Consider the following 22,804-nt stretch of genomic DNA (forward strand, 5'->3'; position numbering starts at 1 on the left):
TATGTTACGGGTGCCAGGCACCTGTAACATAACACTTATAAGTTTTGTTTTTTCAGTTTCTCTAATAATCCTTGAATTTTCTCGTGTTGTCGTTGTGTTTCCTCTACTAATCGCTCAATTTTATACATACCATCAACTAAAGAAATACAAACAATATCCCCTTCCTTTAAGCCCTCATTTATCTCGGAACGATGAATGTGAAGTCTATCAGTTTCATCTGTATACTTCAAAAAAACGGCGCTATTCCCTTCATATCGATCCAGTGTGTATTTATTTGAGTTCACTAATAACAACCCCTTTCTCATTCAATAACTGGGCGGCATCTCCCTCATTATTCCATATTTTTCTGGCTGTCCATTTTATATAGCCTCCACCTTCTTTGGCATCAGGTCCACTTGTAATATAAATGGTTTCCCCAGCTTCGATAGATATATTCGGAATGTTAAATACTTGATTGCCGGCGACTGATACTAGCTGCCATCCCTTTAGACTTACTGCTTCATCACCTTGGTTCGTAATACCGACAATTTCTTCCTGTAAATCTTTTTTGGAGATAAAGAGCGGGGATTCCGCTACAATGTCAACCGCATTCGGGTGTCCAGCTGATGAGACAGCGTACTCTTTACCATCTGTTTTCACAACTATATCTCCTAATTCCGCCGTTGCATAAATCTCTGAATGAGCTTTTTTTAATTTCGTAACTACAACAGGGGTGGGATGACCATATGTATTGTTTTTCCCATAACTGAGAATGGTTACTTCGGGTTGAACAGCTCGAATAAAAGCAGCTGTACTGCTAGTTGCTGAACCATGGTGACCTGCTTTCAAAATAGTAGATTTCAAATCAAATCGTTTAATCATACTTTTTTCTAAGCTTGCCTCTGCATCCCCAGTCAATAAAAAGGACACTTCCCCGTATTGTACTTTCAACACAATAGAAGCGGCATTTGGCTCGTCAGCACCATCCCCATTATTTAAAACAGTAATCTTCATATCTGAGTCTAAAGGAATCGTGTCTCCTATACTTGGCACAATAAACGGGATTTTCATGTCCAAAATTAGTTGCAGCATGTTTTCATAAGTTTGCGTAGTATGCTCTTTCCCTGAATCCACGAAGTTGTTTACCTGAATGGAATTTAATACAGATAGTAATCCCCCAATATGATCGGCATCTGGATGGGTACCAACTACATAGTCTAGCTTGTTTACCCCTAGCTTCTCTAAGTAATCTACTACCTCTTCTCCCGCCTCTCCCGGTCCCCCGTCAATCAGCATGGTTTTTCCTTCTGGAGATTGGATTAGGATTGAATCTCCTTGTCCCACATCTATAAAATGAACACTCATTTCTTTTTTAGCAGTTGCTCCATTAGAAGATGTTTCTACTTTTGTTTCTTGATCCGGTGTTTCTATCGTACATCCAAATAATACAAACAGCATTAATGCACTAATAATCGATAAAATTTGTTTCATATAAATCCTTCCTTTATAATTTCTGTGCCTGATTAGTGTTACAGTTACCTTGACAAACCTCATCTATTTATCATAGAATTATCAATTGTGCATTACAAATAACGTGGTTCGAGAACCTCCCACGTAAAAAAACTAAGGAGAAATGAATAATGAAAACAAAGACTCTCGCAATAAATGGGATAATTGCAGCTTTATATGTTGTAGTATCGCTATTAATCGCCCCATTTGGATTTACGAATGTACAGTTCCGTATTTCTGAAATGTTTAACCATCTTGTCGTATTCAACAAAAAGTACTTCTTTGGGGTTGTAATCGGAGTAATTGTAACAAATATGTTTTCCCCAATGGCAGCGTATGACTTAACTTTTGGTGTAGCACATTCTATAATTACTTTATCGATTACGATTTTTGCCTCAAAGTTCATTAAAGGGCATATTCAACGCATGATATTTAATACATTACTCTTTACGTTTACGATGTGTATCATTGCATTCGAATTACACCTTGCTTTCGAACTTCCATTTTTCTATACATGGTTAACTGTTGCCGCTGGTGAATTTGTCGTATTAGCAGTCGGAATTCCACTGATGTCTGCTTTAAATAAACGATTAAACTTTAAAAACATGATTTAACTAATTTGCACCCGATTCTTAAAAATAGAAACGGGTGCTTTTTTAGTTATTTATCAATCAATCCTTTTTCTACCAAGAAGTCATGAGCAACATCTTCTGCTTTATCTCCATCAATGTCTACACGTGCGTTCATTTTCAACATATCCTCTTCTGTTATTTTCCCTCCAAGTTCATTTAATACTTTTTCAAGCTCGGGAAATTCCTCTAATACTTCTAAGCGAACGACTGGAGCAGCATCGTATTTAGGGAAGAAACCTAAATCGTCTTTAGTGGTCTGTAGGTCAAAGCGCTCTATTCGTCCATCTGTTGTAAACGCAGGAATCACATCCACCTCCCCATTTTTAACTGCTTCATACATAACATTAGGATCAAGACTTTTTGTTTCCGTAAACGTGAAAGGATAGGAATTAATCAAATCATCAAACCCATCTCCTTGACGCTCATAAAAAGCATGAGGTGCACCAAATACCATATCTTCAAATCTGGAAGCTTCCACAAGATCCGAATAAGTCTTCGCGTCATAATCTTTATCTTTTGTATAAGCTAAGGTATACGTATTCTCAAATCCAAGTGGACTTAACCAAGTCGCATCAAACTGTTCTTCGTATCCTTTTCTAACTTTCTCCAATACACTTTCGGAGCTTTCACCTACTTCGGAATTTTCCTTAAGTACATCCTTTAACCCTGTACCTGTATACTCAACGTATAAATCAATATCCCCTTTTTCAAGGGCAGGAGTCATTATAGCTACTTCTCCCAAGCCATCCTTATACTTCACTTTGTAGTCCGTCTTCTCTTCAATGTATTGTCCTAAGATTTGAGGTAATATATATTGTTCCGTCCAAGGTTTACCACTTATTATTATTTGCTTATCCGAGTTAGAACAAGCACCTAACAATACAATTGTTGCTATTCCAATAGTCGCGAACATTTTTTTCATCCTAATCATCCCCTAGTCTTTAATCCTTTTGGTGTTGCTCTTTTCTCAATCCATTTCAAAGCAAGATCAAACAGAATAGCTAGCAAAGCCACAGGTAAAGCTCCTGCCAAAACAAGCGAGTTATTATATGATTGCAATCCTCTATAAATAACATCCCCTAATCCGCCTGCCCCAACAAATGTAGCAAGCGTTGCAATTCCTACGGTTAACACGGTAGCAGTTCGAATGCCTGCCATGATAAAAGGCAACGCAAGTGGCAACTCAATTTGTCGCAAAACTTGGCCATTCGTCATACCCATTCCTCGACCAGCCTCTATCATTGATTCATCTATTGTTGTAATGCCAGTATATGTATTTCGTAAAATCGGTAAAAGCGCGTAAATAATTAGCGCAATTAACGCTGTTTTTGCTCCTATACCAATAAGAGGAACCAAAAAACCAAATAACGCCAAACTAGGTATAGTTTGAAAAATGGCTGTTATCCCTATTACTGGTTCAGCAAACTTTCTATACCTTGCAACAATGATACCTAACGGTAAAGAAATCGCAACCCCTATTGCCAATGCAATAAATGATAAGTAAATATGTTGAATGAATGCTTCTTGTATTAAGTCGGATCGATTTTGAAGAGTATCTATAAAACTTTGCATTTATGACACCTCCTCTATTTCAAGAATTGCTCGGAGAAGGACCGACTGAGTTACAAAACCCAGTTCTTTTTGTTCTTTTTTTACGAGTAAACATCTTGTTCCTTCATTCTCCAACAATGCAATAGCATCTTCTACTAACAGATCTTCCTCTACTTCCAAGCACGGTGTGTGTCTATCTTGGTCAAAGAAGGGAACTAAGTCTTGTAGCTTACGTTTTCCTACTGCGCGGTTTCGATTGATACGTTCTATACCAATAAAGTTTTTAACAAAGTCATTAGAGGGATTCTCTATCAATTCTGTAGGTGTGCTTATTTGTTCTATCCTTCCTCTTCTCATCACAATTATCAGATCAGCCATTTTTAAAGCTTCATCCATATCATGGGTAACAAAAACAATCGTTTTCTTTAGCTTGTGCTGAAGTTTTTTCGTTTCTATTTGTAATTGTTCACGACTAATAGGATCTAAAGCACTAAACGGCTCATCCATTAAAACGATATCAGGATCTCCAGCCAATGCCCTCACAACTCCAACTCTCTGCTGTTGACCTCCACTTAGTTCTAAAGGATACCTGGCAAAATATTGCTGTGCATCAAGACCAGCCATGCTCATCAGATCCCTTATCCGTTTTGCAGTTTTTTCTTTTGACCATCCTTTTAAACGTGGTACTAGCGATACATTCTTTTCAATAGTCATATGTGGAAATAAACCTATGCGTTGAATAACGTAGCCAATTGTTTTTCGTAATTCTACTGCATCGATGGAGGAGACACCTTTTCCATTTACATAGACTTCTCCCGAAGTCGGTATGTCTAATCGATTGATCATTTTCATTAATGTCGTTTTTCCGCAACCGCTTGGTCCAATGATAGCAACTAATTGTTCAGCAGGAATGGTTAATGATACTTCCTTTAACGCTTCTGTGCCGTCTTCAAACACTTTAGAAATCTTATCGAATCGTATCAAACATACTTTCCTCCTTATCACATTATATTTAGCTGTAACCTTATATACCCTAAAAGAGGGAAATAAAGCGTCTAAGAATTAGAAAAGTTTAGGAATTAATACTACAAGTTTTCTCAACCTTTTGTACATTTGAAAGGGGGAGTAGCTTAGCCACTCCCCCCTCCTTATAATAGTAGAATTATTAAGTTTGCATTTCCGTCATTTCCACTACTATTTTGTACGATCTTAGGCGTGTTTTAAGTAAAAAAGCTTGTAATTGCTCTTTAACCTCTTCCAGATTTCCGATGATTGTGGACTTCAATTGCTGAAGAATACCTTTTCTTTCAAAGGCGTTCCAAATACCATCCATTGTGTCTACAGGCGGCTTAAAAACTGTTGCTGATGTGAAGTAGATAACCTTTTCGCTTCTTCTGTCGTATCCGCAGCTATTCTATTCTCTCCAACCACTGCATAAGTTTTACCCGCGGGGCTTTCGCTTTGGATAGACTTATGCTGTAAGATAACCGATTTTTTTTAAAGATGTCGATTAAGACTGACGTCATGAGAAATCATATACATTCTTATCTTTTCAAAAAAAATAGCAGCCTCTTACACAATTTAATCTTGTATAAGATCTGCTATTTTCTTTTATTTAGTTAATTTAAAATCAGAAACGATATCTTGAAGTTTCTCGGACATTACCGCTAAAGAACGGGAAGCGGCAGTCATTTCAACCATCGATGCATATTGCTCTTCCGCTGCAGCAACTACATTTTGTGTATAATCAGTTGATCTTTCTGTTACATCTTTTGTTTTATTCACTTCTGTTACAAGAACTTCTGTACTACTATTAATTTCTTGAATTTCCTCAGAAACAATAGAAAGCTTATTATTAATCAAGTTTATATCTTCTGCAATCTTTTCAAATGTTTTACCGGCATTTGAAACATAACTCATGCCACTTTCTATTGCAATTTTCCCTTCAGTTGCAGTTTCTACCGTATGCTTTGTATTTACTTGGATTTCACTTATTAAAGAGGAAATATTTTTAGCAGCGTTTCCTGATTCTTCCGCTAATTTTCTTACCTCGTCTGCTACTACAGCAAAACCTTTCCCATGTTCACCTGCTCTTGCAGCTTCAATCGCTGCGTTGAGTGCTAGTAAATTTGTTTGTTCGGCAATACTAGTAATCACATTAATAATTTCGCCAATTTCCTGTGACTTACGTTCAAGCACTAACATTGCTTCTGTAGTAACCGTACTTTGTTTATTGATTTGATTCATTTGTTCTACGGTCTGCATAATAACTTCATTACCAGACAAAGAGACTTTAGAAGTTTCAATCGACAAATCATTTAGTTCTTTAATATTAGACGTTATTTCCGTAATACTAGATGAAATTTGCGAAACAGAATTTTTCGACTCTTCCATACCAGATAATTGTCTTTCTTGACCAGAAGAGATCTGTTGTATGGACTCTGTAATTTCCTCTGAGGCTCTACTCGTTTGCTCACTACTAGCAGTAAGTTCTTCTGATGTAGCAGCCACTTGTTGGGCGGAGCTTGAAACAGAATCGATAACCTCTCTTAAATTAGCTGTCATTGTGTTTATACCAATTGCTAGATCACCTAACTCATCCTTGTTTTTAACCTTAACCTTCTCTATCGCTAAATCTTGATGGGCAATTCTGTTTACACTATCAGCAATGAGTCTAATCGGATTGCCTAAATGTCTTGCAAACAGATAAATAACGACTAAACCGATTATCGTACTAAGAACTAGCGTTACAATTATAGTTACAAGGATAGAATGGGAGCCTGCATTAAATGATTCCATATAGGTCCCAGCGCTTATTACCCAACCCCAGTTGGGATCTAAAGCATTATATGTAATTTTTGTCGCTTCAGTGCCTGGCTGATTTGGAAGCTCCCACTTATAATATACAAATCCTCCACCGTCTTGTGCAGTTTTTATTATGTTTTGTACAATGTATTGGCCATCTACGTCTTGATTTTCCCAACCATTGGTTCCTTCGATAGATGGATGGGCAATTTCTAACCCATCTTCTCCATATGCAACAAAATATCCATTTGCCCCTAAGTCTACTTTAGATGTTAAAGCTCGGGTACCATCACTCTTTAACTCCCCAAGCAAGTATTGTTTAACCTGTTCCTGTGCTTCCTCTAATGAAAGATCACCATTTTTCACAGCATTATTTTTAGAATCAATTAGTAAAAGGGCCATCTCCACACCATTCTTAAGTGTTTTTTCTCCTAAATCATCTAAGTTAGTTTTAGCAGAATAATAACTACTAATACCGATTACCAAACTAGGTATTAATAGTAGGCACACAGAAATAATAAAAAGCTTTGAACGTATCTTCATTTGTTCCTCTCCTTTGTTTCCATCAAAATAACACAGCTGTTGATTGTCCTAAATTTATCAACTCAGGCAATAATTTCAAATTAATGTGTGACGCCTTACTATAGGGAAAGTGCGTCTTAGTGCAGTCCGTTTGACTAGCGACCGCTATGATTTTTCAGCAGTCGGACGCTTTCCGCCGGGTGAGCGATGAGCCATTCCCGCCGCTTGCGCGTTCGTTGGAATGTCTCATTTGCCCACTCATCCGGCAGGAGTCGCCGCCAGCAGAGAAAATCAAAGAAAATCAAAGAAAATTGCTTCCACTCCGAGCATAAATAGTCCATACACAAGGCATAAAATCTTTATTTGGGGAATTGGTTGCTCTTCATAGTAATTTGGTTGCTGTCAAGCCCAAACTGGTTGCGTTGCCTATTGAATTGATTGCTTTCAGGTGACAATTGGTCTCGTTAAGCCATTTTCTAACTTTTAATAGATAGTAAATACAGATAAACGCGCATAGTTTGACGGATTGGAGCTGCTGGGCGGCGACTCCAGTGGGATCAAGTGAGTCAGATGAGACTTCACAGGCGGCCACGTAAGCGGGCGGTGAAGGCTCATCACTCACCCCACGGAAAGCGTCCGTCCTGTAGCGGAAATCCTAGCGGAAATTCCCTTACGACGCACTATCCCTAATAAACGAACCCAAACATAAAACAGTAATCGCTCATCCTTTTTGCTCAATGGAGTAAGATCGATAATCAACAGATGTGTCAAAATAACAACATATTTATGTACTTTTTAACCACATATACATTATCGACTAAAATTTCATAATCTTTAGCACCTATTAGGATAGTAAATTTAAACTAGAAAAGCCCATTTTCACTTAAGAAAATGGGCTTTCTATTCTCATTATTCTTTTATAAACTCAATTGTACTTCTTACTGTGTCAATCGGACGAACATAACTTTCAATTTGCTCACGTTTTGGTTCCAAGAATGGAGGTAAAGATAGCTTTTCCCCTAATGTTTCATAAGGTTCATCACCCATAAATCCAGGTCCGTCTGTTGCAAATTCAAATAATATTCCGTTTGCAACTCTGGCATAAAGACTTTCAAAGAAAAAGCGATCTACATAACCAGACGTGTTAAACCCAAAGCTTTCCATACGTGACGTCCATTCATCTAATACAGATCGGTCTTCTACACGAAAAGCAGCGTGGTGGACTGTCCCGAATCCTTGTCGACCTCGAGGAAGAATAATATTTTTCTCCACGATTACTTGTGCACCATTTCCACCTTCACCAACTTCAAAAAGATGGAGTGCCCCATCTTGAGCTATCTCCTTAAACAACAAAACTTTCTCCATTACTTCTTTCATATAATCGAATTCCGCAATTCTAATATGAATCGGTCCAAGACCAGTAATGGCATACTCTAAAGGAATTGGACCCTTTTGCCATGGAGTGCCTGATGCAATACCTTTATTATTTTCATCAGATACTAGTTGATATTGTTGATCGTCAAAGTCAACAAAAGAAAGGACCTTCGTACCAAATTGGTCTTGAATTCCAGTATGTTTTACTTCTAATCGGTCGAAACGTTTAACCCAATATTCTAATGCTGCATCGCTTGGAACACGGAATCCTGTTTTATAAATTTCATTTGTTCCATGAGTCCCTTTTGGAGTTCCAGGAAAATCAAAGAAAGTCATATCTGTTCCAGCTCCACCTACATCATCTGCAAAAAATAAGTGGTACGTTTGAATATCATCTTGGTTCACAGTTTTTTTGACTAAACGCATTCCTAATGTATATGTGAAAAATTTATAATTTTCTTCCGCGCTACTTGTTATGGCAGTTACATGGTGTATCCCTTTTAAATGGTTCATGCTATATTCCTCCAATATTTTTATCTTTAATTAAAATATCTTTAATTCAAAGTAATTTTAACATGTGACAAAAAGGTTGTCAATTAAATAGAAGCTGTCCCCTAATACTGCAGACAGCTTCTATTATAGACCTATTAGGAAGAAAACATTACACGTCTATTTTCATGCCTATGCTTTGTTCTTTTGCTTTTGCATATACACCTTTTGCTACTGCTAAATCAAAATACGCAGCTCCAACTGATTTAAAAAAGGTAATCTCTTCTTCACTTTCTCTTCCAACTGTTGTACCCGCAACAAGCTTGCCGACTTCGCTATGCACTTGTTCAAAAGACCATTTACCGCGTTCTACTGCATCTATTAGTTCGCCTGCTTCGTCTTTTACTCCTGCCAAGTCATCCACCACAATTTTAGCTGCGCGAGTTATAGTCGTAATATCCACTTCATGCATATGAGGCAAATAAGAACCAACACCATTGATATGTGTTCCCTTCTGCAAATCTTCTCCCCTAAATACAGGTTCGTTGGAACGAGTCGCACAGTTAATAATATCAGCTTGGCGGATCGCCGTAGCAACATTTTCTACAACCTCAAATGCAGTTTCTACTCCAAATGCGCGAAGCTTTTCTCCAAAAGCCTCCGCTTTTTCTGGATTGCGATTCACCAGTAGAATGCGTTCGATGTTACGAACCGCTAGCACTCCAAGTACTTGTTCAAATGCCATTGCACCTGTTCCTATTACTGTTAGCACTTTCGCATTTTTTCTAGCTAAAAAATCTGTTGCAATACCACTTAAAGCGCCTGTACGGAGTCTTGTTAAATACGAGGCATTTAACATTGCCAGATGCTCTCCATTTGAAGCATCAGATAATAAGATGATACCTTGTGTGGTTGCTTTTCCACTTGCTGGATTGTTCGGGAAAATCGTGACGATCTTTACTGCGGCTACTTCTTCTACTAAATCGGCACTCGGCATATATAATGCAGAAGCTTCATATTGAGGAAATTCGATGACTGTACGGTGTGGGTTTGCAATCTTATCTGCTTCTTTTGCTTGCAGTACTTCTTTAATATTTCGAATTGCATCTTTAATCTTGTATGTATTCATTATTTGTTGCTCATTGATAACTAACATGTAAAAACCTCCAATAGATGAAAACCTTATCTTTCCACAATACTCATGAAAGACAAGGTTTTTCTTTATAGCACTTTGTATATCCTACGCTTGTTTCAATTTATTAGAAACTTTAGAATGGTCTTTGACGTTTTCAGAATCCACTTTGTTGATATCATCTAAATTTTCTTGACTACGATCCTTTACAGCCCAAATGGCAAGAAGTGAAATAATAGCTGTTAAAATAATGTAACAAGCCACCGGAATATAAGAATCATTAAACTTAAGCAGTAAAGCTGTCGCAATTAAAGGAGCTGTCCCACCTGCTACCGCAGCACCAATTTGGTATCCAAGGGTAATACCTGTATACCTTACTTTTGCATCAAAGATTTCCGAGAACATCGTTCCAAGCACTGCTGTAATTGGTGCCCAAATAACACCTAATCCAATCACTGTAGCAATTACCAATAGTACGACTGATTGTTGTTGAAGCATCCAAAAGTATGGGAAAGCAAAAACAATCATTCCGATTGTTCCACCTACATATAACTTTTTCCGTCCAACCTTATCAGATAAATTTCCCATGATAGGAATTAATATTGTTGTGATTACCGTTGCTACCATCACTGAATTTAACACTGCCGTTCTTGAGAAACCAAGATTTGTTGTAGCATAAGACACTACAAACGTACCGAAAATATAGAAAGGTGCCGTTTCAACTACTTTTGCCCCAATTGCGATAAGCACTTCACGCCAATGATATTTTAACGTATCCACTATTGGAAGCTTAGGAATTTCACCTGACTCCTTGACCTTTTTGAACGATGGTGTTTCATCTATTCCTTTACGTATCCATAAGCCAAAAACAACTAATAATGCACTGAAGATGAACGGAATACGCCATCCCCATGTCATAAATGAGCCTTCTGGAAGAAGTGTCATTATGGATAATGCTACTGTACCTAGAACCATACCGATTGTTACACCCATTTGAGGAATAGACCCATATAAACCACGTTTATCTTTTGGAGAATACTCAACTGCTAAAAGTAATGCTCCGCCCCATTCTCCTCCAATCCCTAACCCTTGTACAAGACGTAAGGTAATTAAAAGAATCGGTGCCCATACACCTATTGCTTGATAGGTTGGAAGTAGCCCCATTCCGAATGTTGCAACCCCCATTAAACTTAGTGTTAATACTAATGTTTTTTTTCGACCTATTCTATCCCCAATATGACTAAAAATAACGCCACCGAATGGTCGTATAAAAAAGGATAGAGCAAATGACGCATAAGCAAGCAAAAGTCCAATTGATGGGTCCTCTGTGACGAAGAATAATTGGTTAAATACAAGAGCAGCTACTGTCCCATACAAAAAGTAATCGAACCATTCAATAGAACTTCCTACTAAACTAGCTATCCACACTTTTCTCATTTGATTTGAATTCATTCTACATAACCCCTTCCCTAAATTGAAGTGACACTTTAATTTCTCCTTCTTCATTGTAATTTTATTAAAATTTTCTGTCAATACATTTTGCATATTCAGATTTTGGTTGTTTCATTTAAATCATGTATGATAAAGATACATCATGAAAACAAAGGAGAACTTATATGTCTTCTTATTCTATAGGGCAAACATTAAAAGATTTAAGAAAAGAACGTAATCTTACTTTAAAAAGTTTAGCTGAACTGACCGACGTCTCCATTAGTTTTTTATCCCAAGTGGAACGTGGTAAGTCTAGCGTTACTTTAGAATCGTTGAGAAAGATAGCAGATGCATTAAAAGTAAACCCTGCCGTGTTTTTTTCTAATGATTCTCTAACAGAAGACTTAGATTCCATAAGGCAGCAATTTTACTATGAAGACTTATCAAATGGAATTACGGATGCTGCTTACTTACCTATTTTGGTTACATTGCAACCAGGGGAAAATGAAGGGAATGCTTTTTCACATAGCGGGCATGAATTTTTACTTGTCTTACAAGGGACACTAACAGTAGTGGTGGATGGGATAAAGGAAGAATTAGTAGAACATCAATCCATTATGTTTGAGGCAAGCAAATTACATTATTGGTATAACTATACCGATACACCGGTACGATTTTTAGTTGTATCTTCCAAGTAATACAAATAATTTCCAACACAATGAGAGCGTGCGATAAATTCGGGCGCTCTTTACTTTCTTCATCGAGACGAGTACTTGGCAGCATAGCAGTAATGTTGTCAGCTTTAAGTAAAGCAGCAGAAGATCTAGAAACGAGTTGACCAAGTTCTTCCTATGTATACTGTTTTCCACTATTGAATACTATATTTTTTACTAGCCCCGCTGTGAAATATTAGTAAGTTTGCCGGCTATCATTTAAGGGAATAACACTGAAGAAAAAATAGACAAACATAGGAGGAAATATATATGGCTGCTAAGAGGAAAAAGCCATGGAGTAAGCGAAAAAAAGTTTGGTTAGCATTGATTAGTATATTTGTACTTATTTATACTACAGTTATTCTGTGGCATACATACAAACCTCTTCCAGAGGGTGTTTCATATGAGGGTTCGCTACATAAAACAGATTCGGTCGATTTTATAACAGATTTAACGTTTGCACAAGATAAAAAAGGAAATGGCATCGTACATGAAAATCATATTTTCGATAAAATAAATGACATGATTAATAAGGCAGATGAATTTGTCGTTGTCGACTTCTTTTTGTTCGATGGCTATTACGATGAAGACGAGGATTTCCCAGAGATTGCAGATACCTTATCAACTACGATTGCAAATAAAAAGTTAGAGAATCCCACTATGCCTGTGGTTTTTATTACGGATCCACTAAACCGGGGCTATGGATCTTATGAAAACAAATGGTTTAAGAAAATGAGAGAGGCTGGAGTCGAGATAATCTATACCGACTTGGATCCCCTACGCGACTCAACCCCTATTTATTCTGGTATATATCGAATATTTTTTCAGTGGTTTGATATCGGTGGAAAAGGATGGATAGCCAACGCAATGGCAAGCGATGCTCCTAAAATGACTATCGCTTCTTATATGACCTTACTCAATGTAAAAGCAAACCACCGTAAAGCAGTGATCACGGAAAAAGAAGCTATGGTAACATCGTCCAATCCACATGATGCAAGCGGCTTTCATGGAAACATTGCATTAACCGTGACTGGTCCTATTATTAATGATATCTTAAAATCAGAAGAGGCGGTTTCCTTGTTCTCCGGAGGACCTAAACTTCCCCGCATAAAAGAGGAAGATATAGAAGGAAAATATGAAGTTCAATACCTAACCGAGAAAAAGATTTTGGATAAGTTACTTGCCGATTTGGCTGCAACAAAAGAAGGGGATAAAATTTGGCTCGGTATGTTTTTTGTAGAGGAACGTGATATTGTCTCTGCATTGATAGATGCAGCTAACCGTGGAGTAAATGTCAATCTCATATTAGATCCAAATGAGAACTCATTTGGCCAAGAGAAATCGGGACTACCGAACCGGCCAATTGTTCAAGAAATGGTGGAAGATACAAATGGGAAACTGAATGTCCGCTGGTATAATACCGTTATTGGACAATATCATACGAAAGCAATTTGGATTCAATCCAATGAGCATACAATTATCTCAAGTGGTTCGGCAAATTATACAGAGCGCTCAATGGATGATTATAATTTGGAAAATAACTTACGCGTAATTGCACCTAACAATAGTGAGCTCGTGTTACAAATGGAAAATTATTTCGAACGTCTTTGGAATAACGAGGATGCCATGTATACGGTAGATTTAGAGGAATTTCAGGATGGATTTACTTGGTGGCAACGCTGGATTTATAGTATTCAAAAGTTGTTAAAAGTAACAACCTATTAATATAATAACCTCGCTACCTTCAAAAGGTACGAGGTTATTTTACTTATAAAGTTCCCATCCAAAGATTAATACCGTGAGTAAGAACGCAACTATACTTGATACTACATAATGCATGTTTTGTATTTTTGTATATAGTACTTTCTTCCACTGTATGACAATTATCGTTATACCAATTATAGCAATGGCAATATACGCATAGTAAATCCAGAAGTGAATTTTTAACGATGCATATGATGCGTAATAAAGGGTTCGATAAGCTAATATTGCCATGTTCAAGAAGGCCATGATTCCAGCCAAGTTCATTAAATTACTCCACTTTTTAATAGGGGTGATGACAACAGACTTTCTTCTGTTGCCAATACTATTTACGATCATTACTAGTAATGAAGCAAACAAATACAAAACGGAAATAACCGCAGCAAAACAACTAAAAATAACAAATCCCTTCATCCCTTTAGACATTGGAATCATATCCGAAATCATCATAGATACTTTTTCCACTTTACCGTCATACTTTGAAAAATGAAGAAATAAATTATGTTCATCTGTAGATCGGTATAAATAAGGTGCAACCTGTTTGAACGTCATACTTAAAAAAGTAAAAGTTGTTTCATCCTCCGCCTTCAAATGGCCTGTCATAAAAACACCCATCAGCTTTGAAAAACCCTTGTAAACCTGTCTGGCCTGCATATAACTTCCTTCTAAATCAAAGGCAGTCGATAATGCTACCGCACCATCTTCATAAACATAATCACCATATACTAAAACAGATAAACCATAGCTGAGCCCCGATTCAGCAGTCTGATTGGTCATCACGATAACTCCTAAATTTTCTTCCTTAGAAAAAGTAAAATTACTAGAAAAGCTATCCGTATTTCCTCCATGCTCTAACACATCCACCGCATACATCCCATGCCAAAATCCATGAGCATTCCTAGCGATTCCATCGTCATAATGGTCACTTGTAGTAAGCATCTTATTTAAAGTAGTATTACTCTCAAACAATGGACTGTCTTTTCCTTTTTTAGGCATCAATGCTGCGATAAATTTCGCAGCATCTTCCGCTGTACCGATTGCACTTCCTGCTGGATACAAACCAATATATATTCGATCGTTCGGTGAGCGGCTAAATTCACTATCTCCATTTCCTAAATAACCATGGATGTATTCCCTTTTCAGAGCAACACTCTTATTATCTTCTTGTGAAGGGTGTATGGATGTATCCTTCATATCAAGAACCCCAAATATATGTTCATTCACATAATTAGAAAACGGTTGTTCCGTGATCTTTTCTACAATATAGCCCGCAAGCGCAACACCATAGTTAGAATAGGCAACAACCTCACCCGGTTCGTTGATCTGACTAGGTTCAGAAATGCGTAGTGTATTCTCTAAAGAACTTACGTCTTCAGCAGAAAGATAAAACAAATCGGTATATTTATCCTCCCACCCCGCATCATGGTGCATGAGGTTTAACATGGTAATAGGTGTATCATATTTTAGTTTATTGAAAAATCCTTGCGGCAAATATGTTTGGATATCTTCCTCTAAGTTTAGCTTTCCTTGCTCCACAAGTTGCATAACACTTGTCCATACAAGTAGCTTCGTAGCAGATCCCCATTCAAAAACCGTATTCTCACCGACTTCAATTTTCTTTTCTAAATTGGCAAAACCGTACGATGAATTAATGATTAATTCTCCGTCTTTCACAATAGCTACCGCCGCTCCTGTAGTTGTTTTCCCAATATAATTAGCGGCGTATTTATCCACCCGTTGTTTTAATTCTGAGTATGGGATACCAGAGGGAGTAGCATCCCTGTTTGGAGCTGCAAGTGCCGTTAGTGGAAATTGACTAATAAGTAAAATAAACATAACAAACAATATTACTTTTCTCATTTCCCATCTCCATTTGTCTTTGTTTCTATCATACTATTACTAGTCTGTTAGCTATATTCTTAAAATCATTATTTCGTTTCCACGATGTGTTCTACAGACAATGGTAATTCCGTTATTCGCTCCTTTAAAAATAATGGAAATAGATTTATACTTTTTAGTTCATCAAAGCATTTCCAATAATATGTATGTATTTTGCCTTCTTCTATTATTGTAAATTCGTTACCTTTAGTTAAAATGTTTTCATCTTTCAACCCTAATAAGTAAAAAAAGCAAATCTCATGAAACTTTTCTGTTAAAGTATCTTCTACAAAAAAGTTTTCATTCACCCATAACATACGCTTTACATTGACTTCTGTAGAAAGTTCTTCTCTGATTTCCCTTTTTACTGCATCTTCACTTGTTTCGTTAAGCATTACCCTTCCACCAGGAACATAAAAATAGGATTGGTTTTCATCTTTCATAATAAGAACTTTATCATTATGTACTAGTAATCCTGCTACCCGATAATTGAACCTGCCCTCTACAGTTTTGAATGAAATATCCATATAATTCTCCTTTTTACATGTAATATAACCCCGATTTCACATAATAGTGAATTCGGGGCTTTAAAATGAAATTACTTGCTTCTGACAAACAATACTTTATACCATTGATTAACTAGGAATGGCATAAAGGACAAGATATAAATCCAACCTAATTGTACTTTACTTATGGATGCTACTTCAAATACATCTGTCAGTAGTGGCATAAACAATACAAGATGTAAACATAAAAAACCTATTAAAAATGCGATCCAAGTAAATTTATTTGAAAATAAACCAATCGTAAAAATAGATTCCTTCGATCTGGAATTGAAGCCATGTACTAGTCGTGACAAACATAAGGTGGCAAAAGCCATGGTCGCTCCGGTTAATGTATCCCCCGTTGCTAGTCCCATTTGAAAAGCAATTGCAGTAGAAATAGCGATTAATACTCCTTCTAATATTACTTGGGTAGTGAATGCTTTGTTTAATAATGGTGTATGAATATCTCTAGGCTTGTCCTTCATCGTTTTTTTATTATGCGGCTCTAAACCTATTGCAATTGCAGGCAAACTATCAGTAAGTAAATTTATAAAAAGTAAATGTACAGGTGCAAAAGGGACAGGTAAACCTAATACAGTTGCATATAATACAACAAAGATAGCACCAGCATTTCCGGATAATAAGAAAAGAATGGCATTTTTAATATTTGTATATATGCTTCTTCCATTTGAAATCGCTTTAACAATCGTTGAAAAATTGTCATCTGTTAAAACCATCGAGGAGGCATCCTTTGCAACCTCGGTACCTGTAATTCCCATCGCCACACCAATATCAGCTTGTTTTAAGGCTGGTCCATCATTAACACCATCTCCTGTCATTGCAACAACATGTCCTTTTTCCTGCCATGCTTTTACAATACGGATTTTATGTTCTGGTGTGACTCGTGCGTAAACAGAGTAATCTTGAACCTTTTCTTGTAGCTGCTGATCGGTTAATCGTTCAATTTCATATCCTTCAATTGCTTCTGCTGGATCTGTTAAAATACCAATTTGTGTCGCAATTGCAGTGGCAGTTATTTTGTGGTCACCCGTAATCATCACTGGTTTAATACCAGCTTTTATACAGTTTTCAACTGCTTCTTTTGATTCTTTTCTTGGGGGATCCATCATTGCTACTAATCCTACAAAGATTAAATCTCTTTCATCCCCTACATTGATTGTTTGATCTTTCCTTACCTCTTTGTATGCAATTGCTAATACTCTTAAACCATTCTTAGAAAAACCACGATTTGCCTCAACGATTTTTTTACGCTGTTCTTCTGTAATATCAAGTATACCTTTAGATGTTTCGATTTTTACAACTTTGGATAGGAGAACATCTAACGCTCCCTTTGTAGTCATGATAAATTGATGATCGATATGATTTACAGTGCTCATCAGCTTTCGATTTGAATCGAAAGGAAGCTCCGCTACTCTTGGAAATTGGGCTCTTACGCTTAATTCATCTAGATTATATTGTTTTCCTAACTTTACTAGAGCAATTTCCGTAGGATCTCCAATTTCTTTAAGATCTCTTTCTACGGCGTCATTACATAGTAATGCCTTTAAGAGAAAGTTTTTCTCCAAAGCATTTCCCATATGTAATTGATCATATGGAATGACTTTTTGATCGATGTATACATGTTGAACAATCATTTTATTTTCAGTTAACGTTCCTGTTTTATCTGAACATATTACAGAGACACTTCCTAAGCTTTCAACGGCATAAAGCTTTCGTATAATGGCGTTCTCCTTCGCCATTTTTTGGGTACCAAAAGCTAACACAATGGTAACGATAGAGCTTAATGCTTCTGGTATCGCTGCAACAGCAAGTGAAACCGCAAACATAAATGACTCTACTAACTCCCGACCTCGAAAAAGATCGATAGTGAAAATGGCTAGACATATTATTGTAATACCTAAAGCTAAATTTTCTCCAAATTTATCAAGACTTACTTGTAAAGGTGTTTTCTTCTCTTTCGCATTATCGAGTAAATGTACAATCTTTCCAATTTCTGTTTCCATTCCAATAGCTGTAACAATAACAATTCCTCGTCCACTAGTGACAAAGCTACCGGCGAAGACCATATTTTTCTTATCCCCAAGAGTCACATTATCTTTTTTTATAGGCGTAAAATTCTTTTCTATAGCCAATGATTCACCAGTTAAGGAACTTTCATTTATATGCAGATTATGGCTCTCTAATAATCTTCCATCTGCATTTATATAATCACCAGCCTCTAAATAGAGAAGATCGCCTACTACTATATTTTCTGATGGAATTTCAACTAGCTGATTATTTCGCATCACTTTAGCTATCGGGGAGGTTAAAGCTTTTAGATTGTCCAACGACTGTTCTGCTTTCACGTGTTGAACAGTGCCCAGAATAGAGTTTAAAATAATAACGATCAGAATGACAATTGTACTTTCCACTTCTCCTAGCAGAAAAGAGATGCCAGCTGCAATCATTAAAATAATGACTAATAAATCTTTAAACTGTCCAAAGAAAACTGCGAGCGTACTCGTTCTCTTTCCTTCCTTCAGTTCGTTAGAACCATATACTTCTTGTCTGTTTTGAACGTCATAATCACTCAAGCCCTGATTTGTCACGTTCAAAATTTCCATGACTTTTGTTGACGATTGTTGGTGGTATTCGGTCATTCGATTCCCCTTTCATTTTAAAAATAGGTAACTCTCATACGCGTTTTAAAAAAACTCACAAGAAAACTCTACTTGCTGTAGAATCTCGCAGAACTCGAATAATAAATTCGAGTGAGCCTTCAGATATCCATCCCTCTATAATACTTTCACTTTACTAATATTATTCGTTATTCTAATCCAGTATGAGAATATCATTTTGTAACGCTGTCAAAAACAATAGCCACACTATTATGCCCCTATAAAACCCAGGACAAACGGATTATAAAGAAGAGTGGCAATGAAAGAGTAGGTTTAGCGGACATAGCGGGGATTTATAATATATAACAAAACTTTCTTCAAGGGGTCATTATGTCGCAAAGATTTCATATACACCTATTAAAATCATTAGGTAGCCGGAAATCCAAGTTGAATATTTACCAATAAATGATTTACTAAGCAAGTAACCAAAGTGACTACCTAAACCGATAGTTAGGAGTGAGAAAAGCCCAATAGAGATAACTGTCCAAATAGCTGAAATACCATTTGCACCTATACCAATTCCTCCAGCCATGCAGTTAAGAGATAACAGAAACCCTAGGAATATTGTTTCCTTATAGGAAATGTTATGGCTCTGTCCCGTACTTGGAATTTTAAAATTTTTTGTAGATTTACTTCTTGAAGGTCTATTAGATAATAGCGTCCATACACCCACTCCACATAATAAAAGACTCCCTACGATATTTGCCTTAGATGGGGAAATATAATCAATAAGCGTGCTACCAGCAATTACAGCTATATAAGTGATAACCATTGAAATAAACGCTATTAGTAGGTTTGGAAAAATGGAGATTTTTGTTTGTTTAACTCCATAAGCAAGCGCAATTCCTAAATTGTCTAAATTTGAAGCCATCCCAATAAGAATAATGGTAAACCAATGCATAAAATCCTCCTTAACACTAAAAAAATATTTTATTTAATCATATGCCAAAGAAAATATATGGTTCCAATTTTCTGCCATACGGCGGTATTCAGTTTGCCAAGTTTGTAGCCTGTCCAATCGAGTATTTCCGCATCTCCAATCATGAGTAACCGATTAATCGATTCTCAATACACTAGTAGCAGGAAGTTGTTTTGCATTAATTATGCATTTTCATAAAATCATTTTGCCTCGGCTCTTGTCACTTTTATTAACAATTATTCATTTATAGAAAAAAGCAATATACGGCAGTCTATTATCCTCTCATGCCGCTTTTGCGAGCAGTAATATATCTATATGAGTGTATATATACTAGGGAATACATATGAGATTGGAGGTATACGATGAAAAAAAAGTATTTAGTTAAATTGGGGATATTCTTTTCTAGCATAATGATAATATTTTATGTATTATTTATAAATTCAATTAAAGAATCAATTGAAGATGTTAATAGTTTATCTGAAATATTTAATTACAATGATTTAATTAGCTACATTGGACAAAATATACAAGAAGAAGGCTATGGGAAAAATAGTTTAGATTATACTATCCTACCTGGAAAGAAAGTAGAAATTGTCATAAAATTAGCTGATAAAAATATAGATGAACAAAGGAAAATAGAAGTTCAGCAAATAGCCATTGACTCTATAACTGCCTATAATTATGATCCTCAATTTTTTCGTATTGCTATTACAAATTATGCAATGATGTATTAAACAGTATTCCAATATAAAAAGACCAACTGTAAAAGTGGTCTTTTTATTTATGTCGTATATTCTGATTGACTAATAAGAACTTTTTCATTCCAATCTTTACAAACATCTACCCATTGTTGTCCTTTAGCATATGTATACAATTCTTCACAAGTGAGTTCTATTGCACTATTACTGCTCCCACAAGCTGGAAAAACAGTTTCAAATCGTTTTAGGGATACATCTAAATATACGAGCACGTCATCTGGAATACCGAAGGGGCATACTCCGCCTACAGCATGTCCAACCTTCTTTAAAACTTCATCCGGTGAAAGCATTTTCGCTTTTACTCCAAAGGATGTTTTGAATTTTGAGTTATCAATTTTAGCGTCTCCTGCAGCTACTACTAAGATACACTGTTCCTCTTTTTTAAACGACAATGTCTTTGCGATACGAGCTGCTTCAACATGCAAAGCCTGAGCTGCCAGTTCAACGGTTGCACTGGATGCTTCATATTCTAGTATTTTCTCATCTTTTCCAAACTCCCTAAAATATTCTCTTACTACTTCAATTGCCATTTGTCTCACCCCTCTATTTTCAATATTTCAACTATTTATCTAATAATACCATTAATGATTCTCGTTTTGTCACCTCGACGTAGAATTGGGTAGTGTTTAAATATTATTTTGTTGTTTTTTAAAAGGGCAACCAAAAAGATAGTTGCCCTAGGTGTATTAAGCTTCTGGTTCAAATGTTTTGCAATCTGTTTCTTCACTATTGGATGCTTGTTTCCCTTTATTACTTACGACATAAATGGCAGTAGCATTGCATTTATTTCCAGATCTCCAATACGTACAGTTATTAACTTCACAAAGAACATCTTGAGCCAAAGTCCACACCTCCTTATTTGCTAGCTTTAACAAATTGAAGTAGATTATACTGAATAACTAATAGTTATCATGTTAAAATAGAAGTATTTCGAATGGAGGTATTAAAATGCAAACACTTAAGTTTGAGTCTTCTTGGGACAAGGCTTTGTCTAATAAGGATCGCAAAGCAATCGAAGCAACTTTTATTAAAACTAACACTTTTAATAATGAACGTATTCAAATTTCACCATTATGGCAAGCAGTTAACTACAAAAACGAATTACTAGTGACTGTGCTCCTTCACAATTTTACAAACCATCCATACTCATTTAATGAAACTATACTTGGATACACCGAGCATAGTAAGCTTCTTGCCAAACATACATTTACCATTCCAGCCCTCAATATCCCACCCAAAACGAGTATGCCATGGACGTGCATTTTTCCTCTTGAAAGTTTAGCAGACGTATCCGTTTTACAAAATGGAATTTTAACTGTAATTAGATAACTTTGTATGCATCACTTTTTTCTTGCAGAAATAAGTAACATCATTGGACGGCGCAACTCATCTAACATTCCTGGGACACTGTTTAATAGACTTTCAGCAGGTTCTGGCTCTATAAGCCCCGTTATTTCAAAGCCTGCTTTAATTAGATCGTTTATGTAAGTTGTCATCGTCCTATGGTATTTCGAAACCTCTTCACCTAAAAAGTTCGCTTTACGCAATCCCTCCGTCAAGTAATTATCAACTGGCCAATGCAAAATATTCCCTTTCTCATCATAATACCAATCCTGTTTCCCTTGCGCCGTGAAAATCGGATGCTCTACCGAGAATACAAAAACACCACCGTCTTTAAGACAATGCTTAACTTTTGCACAAATATCGTTAAAGGATTCAATATAATGTAAGGCAAGCGAACTCACGACTACATCAAAAGAGTTAGCTGGAAAGTTTATATCTTCGATTCGTTGACAAATATACTGGATAGTACTGGCGTCAGTGGTCTCCTTTGCGACCTTCAGCATCTTTTCTGAAATATCAACCCCTGTAACTTGAACAGCACCATGCTCGACGGCATATCGACAATGCCATCCATAACCACATCCCAAATCTAAAACACGCTTATTTTTAAAATCTGGTAACATTTTCTCAAGTGCGTGCCATTCTCCCGCACCCTCAAGCCCTTTTTGAGATCGACTCATTTGGCTATACTTTTGAAAAAATATAGGATCATCGTATTTGTTTTGTTTCATTTTTCATTTCTCCAGTCACTTACTGTTTCATCGGCAATTAAAATAATTTGCTG

General features: G+C 36.5%; 22 protein-coding genes and 1 riboswitch. Of the genes, 5 read left to right on the plus strand and 17 right to left on the minus strand.

From position 1 onward, the window contains the following. Positions 1–35: 35 nt before the first annotated feature. Complete coding sequence (locus FS486_RS12425; protein WP_144511867.1) at positions 36–284, minus strand: DUF3006 domain-containing protein; 249 nt, start codon at positions 282–284, stop codon at positions 36–38. Next, positions 271–1,470 carry an MBL fold metallo-hydrolase gene (locus FS486_RS12430; RefSeq protein WP_144511868.1) on the minus strand — a complete coding sequence of 400 codons (1,200 nt, stop codon included), beginning with the start codon at positions 1,468–1,470 and terminating at the stop codon, positions 271–273. The genes FS486_RS12425 and FS486_RS12430 overlap by 14 nt, the downstream gene beginning before the upstream one ends. A gap of 97 nt (positions 1,471–1,567) precedes the next feature. Further along, positions 1,568–1,612, plus strand: a riboswitch (PreQ1 riboswitch). 7 nt (positions 1,613–1,619) lie between these two features. Between FS486_RS12430 and FS486_RS12435 the strand changes: the two genes are divergently transcribed. Beyond that, entirely contained in the window at positions 1,620–2,102 is a 483-nt protein-coding gene (locus tag FS486_RS12435) for a QueT transporter family protein (protein ID WP_144511869.1), read from the plus strand. 46 nt (positions 2,103–2,148) lie between these two features. Here FS486_RS12435 and FS486_RS12440 read toward each other — a convergent pair whose 3' ends face one another. From FS486_RS12440 to FS486_RS12470, 8 genes are all read right to left on the minus strand, one after another. Further along, on the minus strand, positions 2,149–3,042 hold the full coding sequence (locus FS486_RS12440; protein WP_144511870.1) for a glycine betaine ABC transporter substrate-binding protein: 894 nt from the start codon (positions 3,040–3,042) through the stop codon (positions 2,149–2,151). Between the two features lie 5 nt (positions 3,043–3,047). Further along, positions 3,048–3,692, minus strand: a complete 645-nt coding sequence (locus FS486_RS12445) for an ABC transporter permease (protein ID WP_144511871.1) — start codon at positions 3,690–3,692, stop codon at positions 3,048–3,050. Next, entirely contained in the window at positions 3,693–4,655 is a 963-nt protein-coding gene (locus FS486_RS12450; protein ID WP_144511872.1) for an ABC transporter ATP-binding protein, read from the minus strand. 181 nt (positions 4,656–4,836) lie between these two features. Continuing rightward, positions 4,837–5,004 carry a hypothetical protein gene (locus FS486_RS20180; protein WP_186321442.1) on the minus strand — a complete coding sequence of 56 codons (168 nt, stop codon included), beginning with the start codon at positions 5,002–5,004 and terminating at the stop codon, positions 4,837–4,839. A gap of 278 nt (positions 5,005–5,282) precedes the next feature. Further along, complete coding sequence (locus FS486_RS12455) at positions 5,283–7,019, minus strand: methyl-accepting chemotaxis protein (RefSeq protein ID WP_144511873.1); 1,737 nt, start codon at positions 7,017–7,019, stop codon at positions 5,283–5,285. An 888-nt stretch (positions 7,020–7,907) separates the two neighbouring features. After that, complete coding sequence (locus FS486_RS12460; protein WP_144511874.1) at positions 7,908–8,885, minus strand: ring-cleaving dioxygenase; 978 nt, start codon at positions 8,883–8,885, stop codon at positions 7,908–7,910. Between the two features lie 148 nt (positions 8,886–9,033). Beyond that, complete coding sequence (locus FS486_RS12465) at positions 9,034–10,017, minus strand: ornithine cyclodeaminase family protein (RefSeq protein ID WP_144511875.1); 984 nt, start codon at positions 10,015–10,017, stop codon at positions 9,034–9,036. An 84-nt stretch (positions 10,018–10,101) separates the two neighbouring features. Then, on the minus strand, positions 10,102–11,445 hold the full coding sequence (locus FS486_RS12470; protein ID WP_144511876.1) for an MFS transporter: 1,344 nt from the start codon (positions 11,443–11,445) through the stop codon (positions 10,102–10,104). Positions 11,446–11,609: 164 nt separating this feature from the next. Between FS486_RS12470 and FS486_RS12475 the strand changes: the two genes are divergently transcribed. After that, complete coding sequence (locus FS486_RS12475; protein ID WP_144511877.1) at positions 11,610–12,122, plus strand: helix-turn-helix domain-containing protein; 513 nt, start codon at positions 11,610–11,612, stop codon at positions 12,120–12,122. A 285-nt stretch (positions 12,123–12,407) separates the two neighbouring features. Beyond that, entirely contained in the window at positions 12,408–13,862 is a 1,455-nt protein-coding gene (locus FS486_RS12480) for a phospholipase D family protein (protein WP_144511878.1), read from the plus strand. 39 nt (positions 13,863–13,901) lie between these two features. Here the strand turns inward: FS486_RS12480 and FS486_RS12485 are convergent, their stop codons facing one another. The 4 genes from FS486_RS12485 to FS486_RS12500 all read right to left on the minus strand — a co-directional run bounded on the left by FS486_RS12485 (position 13,902) and on the right by FS486_RS12500 (position 19,900). Next, a complete protein-coding gene (locus FS486_RS12485) occupies positions 13,902–15,758 on the minus strand; it encodes a serine hydrolase domain-containing protein (RefSeq protein ID WP_260858104.1) in 1,857 nt (618 codons plus the stop codon). A gap of 68 nt (positions 15,759–15,826) precedes the next feature. Continuing rightward, the gene (locus FS486_RS12490) at positions 15,827–16,303 is read right to left on the minus strand and encodes an NUDIX hydrolase (protein ID WP_144511879.1); all 477 of its coding nucleotides are present in this window, start codon (positions 16,301–16,303) and stop codon (positions 15,827–15,829) included. 71 nt (positions 16,304–16,374) lie between these two features. After that, complete coding sequence (locus FS486_RS12495) at positions 16,375–18,981, minus strand: cation-translocating P-type ATPase (RefSeq protein WP_144511880.1); 2,607 nt, start codon at positions 18,979–18,981, stop codon at positions 16,375–16,377. Positions 18,982–19,327: 346 nt separating this feature from the next. Beyond that, positions 19,328–19,900, minus strand: coding sequence for a manganese efflux pump (locus tag FS486_RS12500; protein ID WP_144511881.1), 573 nt, complete (start codon positions 19,898–19,900; stop codon positions 19,328–19,330). 380 nt (positions 19,901–20,280) lie between these two features. Here FS486_RS12500 and FS486_RS12505 point away from each other — a divergent pair, with 380 nt between their 5' ends. Continuing rightward, on the plus strand, positions 20,281–20,652 hold the full coding sequence (locus tag FS486_RS12505) for a hypothetical protein (protein ID WP_144511882.1): 372 nt from the start codon (positions 20,281–20,283) through the stop codon (positions 20,650–20,652). 47 nt (positions 20,653–20,699) lie between these two features. Here the strand turns inward: FS486_RS12505 and FS486_RS12510 are convergent, their stop codons facing one another. Next, on the minus strand, positions 20,700–21,206 hold the full coding sequence (locus tag FS486_RS12510; RefSeq protein WP_144511883.1) for a YbaK/EbsC family protein: 507 nt from the start codon (positions 21,204–21,206) through the stop codon (positions 20,700–20,702). A 156-nt stretch (positions 21,207–21,362) separates the two neighbouring features. Beyond that, entirely contained in the window at positions 21,363–21,518 is a 156-nt protein-coding gene (locus FS486_RS12515; RefSeq protein ID WP_144511884.1) for a DUF1540 domain-containing protein, read from the minus strand. Positions 21,519–21,624: 106 nt separating this feature from the next. Between FS486_RS12515 and FS486_RS12520 the strand changes: the two genes are divergently transcribed. Further along, complete coding sequence (locus FS486_RS12520; protein ID WP_144511885.1) at positions 21,625–22,005, plus strand: SLAP domain-containing protein; 381 nt, start codon at positions 21,625–21,627, stop codon at positions 22,003–22,005. An 11-nt stretch (positions 22,006–22,016) separates the two neighbouring features. On the opposite strand, the gene FS486_RS12525 is transcribed toward FS486_RS12520, so the two are convergent. Next, positions 22,017–22,751, minus strand: coding sequence for a class I SAM-dependent methyltransferase (locus FS486_RS12525; protein WP_144511886.1), 735 nt, complete (start codon positions 22,749–22,751; stop codon positions 22,017–22,019). Positions 22,752–22,804 lie beyond the last annotated feature (53 nt).

The organism is Bacillus sp. FJAT-22090 (assembly GCF_007676755.1).
Lineage (GTDB): Bacteria > Bacillota > Bacilli > Bacillales_A > Planococcaceae > Psychrobacillus.

What these genes read in the sequence shown, in the direction of transcription:
- FS486_RS12480 (WP_144511878.1), top strand. Translation starts at nt 12,408, where the DNA reads ATGGCTGCTAAGAGGAAAAAGCCATGGAGTAAGCGAAAAAAAGTTTGG.
- FS486_RS20180 (WP_186321442.1), bottom strand. Translation starts at nt 5,004, where the DNA reads ATGGATGGTATTTGGAACGCCTTTGAAAGAAAAGGTATTCTTCAGCAA.
- FS486_RS12495 (WP_144511880.1), bottom strand. Translation starts at nt 18,981, where the DNA reads ATGACCGAATACCACCAACAATCGTCAACAAAAGTCATGGAAATTTTG.
- FS486_RS12525 (WP_144511886.1), bottom strand. Translation starts at nt 22,751, where the DNA reads ATGAAACAAAACAAATACGATGATCCTATATTTTTTCAAAAGTATAGC.
- FS486_RS12490 (WP_144511879.1), bottom strand. Translation starts at nt 16,303, where the DNA reads ATGGATATTTCATTCAAAACTGTAGAGGGCAGGTTCAATTATCGGGTA.
- FS486_RS12475 (WP_144511877.1), top strand. Translation starts at nt 11,610, where the DNA reads ATGTCTTCTTATTCTATAGGGCAAACATTAAAAGATTTAAGAAAAGAA.
- FS486_RS12470 (WP_144511876.1), bottom strand. Translation starts at nt 11,445, where the DNA reads ATGAATTCAAATCAAATGAGAAAAGTGTGGATAGCTAGTTTAGTAGGA.
- FS486_RS12520 (WP_144511885.1), top strand. Translation starts at nt 21,625, where the DNA reads ATGCAAACACTTAAGTTTGAGTCTTCTTGGGACAAGGCTTTGTCTAAT.
- FS486_RS12505 (WP_144511882.1), top strand. Translation starts at nt 20,281, where the DNA reads ATGAAAAAAAAGTATTTAGTTAAATTGGGGATATTCTTTTCTAGCATA.
- FS486_RS12465 (WP_144511875.1), bottom strand. Translation starts at nt 10,017, where the DNA reads ATGTTAGTTATCAATGAGCAACAAATAATGAATACATACAAGATTAAA.
- FS486_RS12445 (WP_144511871.1), bottom strand. Translation starts at nt 3,692, where the DNA reads ATGCAAAGTTTTATAGATACTCTTCAAAATCGATCCGACTTAATACAA.
- FS486_RS12440 (WP_144511870.1), bottom strand. Translation starts at nt 3,042, where the DNA reads ATGAAAAAAATGTTCGCGACTATTGGAATAGCAACAATTGTATTGTTA.
- FS486_RS12435 (WP_144511869.1), top strand. Translation starts at nt 1,620, where the DNA reads ATGAAAACAAAGACTCTCGCAATAAATGGGATAATTGCAGCTTTATAT.
- FS486_RS12430 (WP_144511868.1), bottom strand. Translation starts at nt 1,470, where the DNA reads ATGAAACAAATTTTATCGATTATTAGTGCATTAATGCTGTTTGTATTA.
- FS486_RS12455 (WP_144511873.1), bottom strand. Translation starts at nt 7,019, where the DNA reads ATGAAGATACGTTCAAAGCTTTTTATTATTTCTGTGTGCCTACTATTA.
- FS486_RS12460 (WP_144511874.1), bottom strand. Translation starts at nt 8,885, where the DNA reads ATGAACCATTTAAAAGGGATACACCATGTAACTGCCATAACAAGTAGC.
- FS486_RS12510 (WP_144511883.1), bottom strand. Translation starts at nt 21,206, where the DNA reads ATGGCAATTGAAGTAGTAAGAGAATATTTTAGGGAGTTTGGAAAAGAT.
- FS486_RS12485 (WP_260858104.1), bottom strand. Translation starts at nt 15,758, where the DNA reads ATGAGAAAAGTAATATTGTTTGTTATGTTTATTTTACTTATTAGTCAA.
- FS486_RS12500 (WP_144511881.1), bottom strand. Translation starts at nt 19,900, where the DNA reads ATGCATTGGTTTACCATTATTCTTATTGGGATGGCTTCAAATTTAGAC.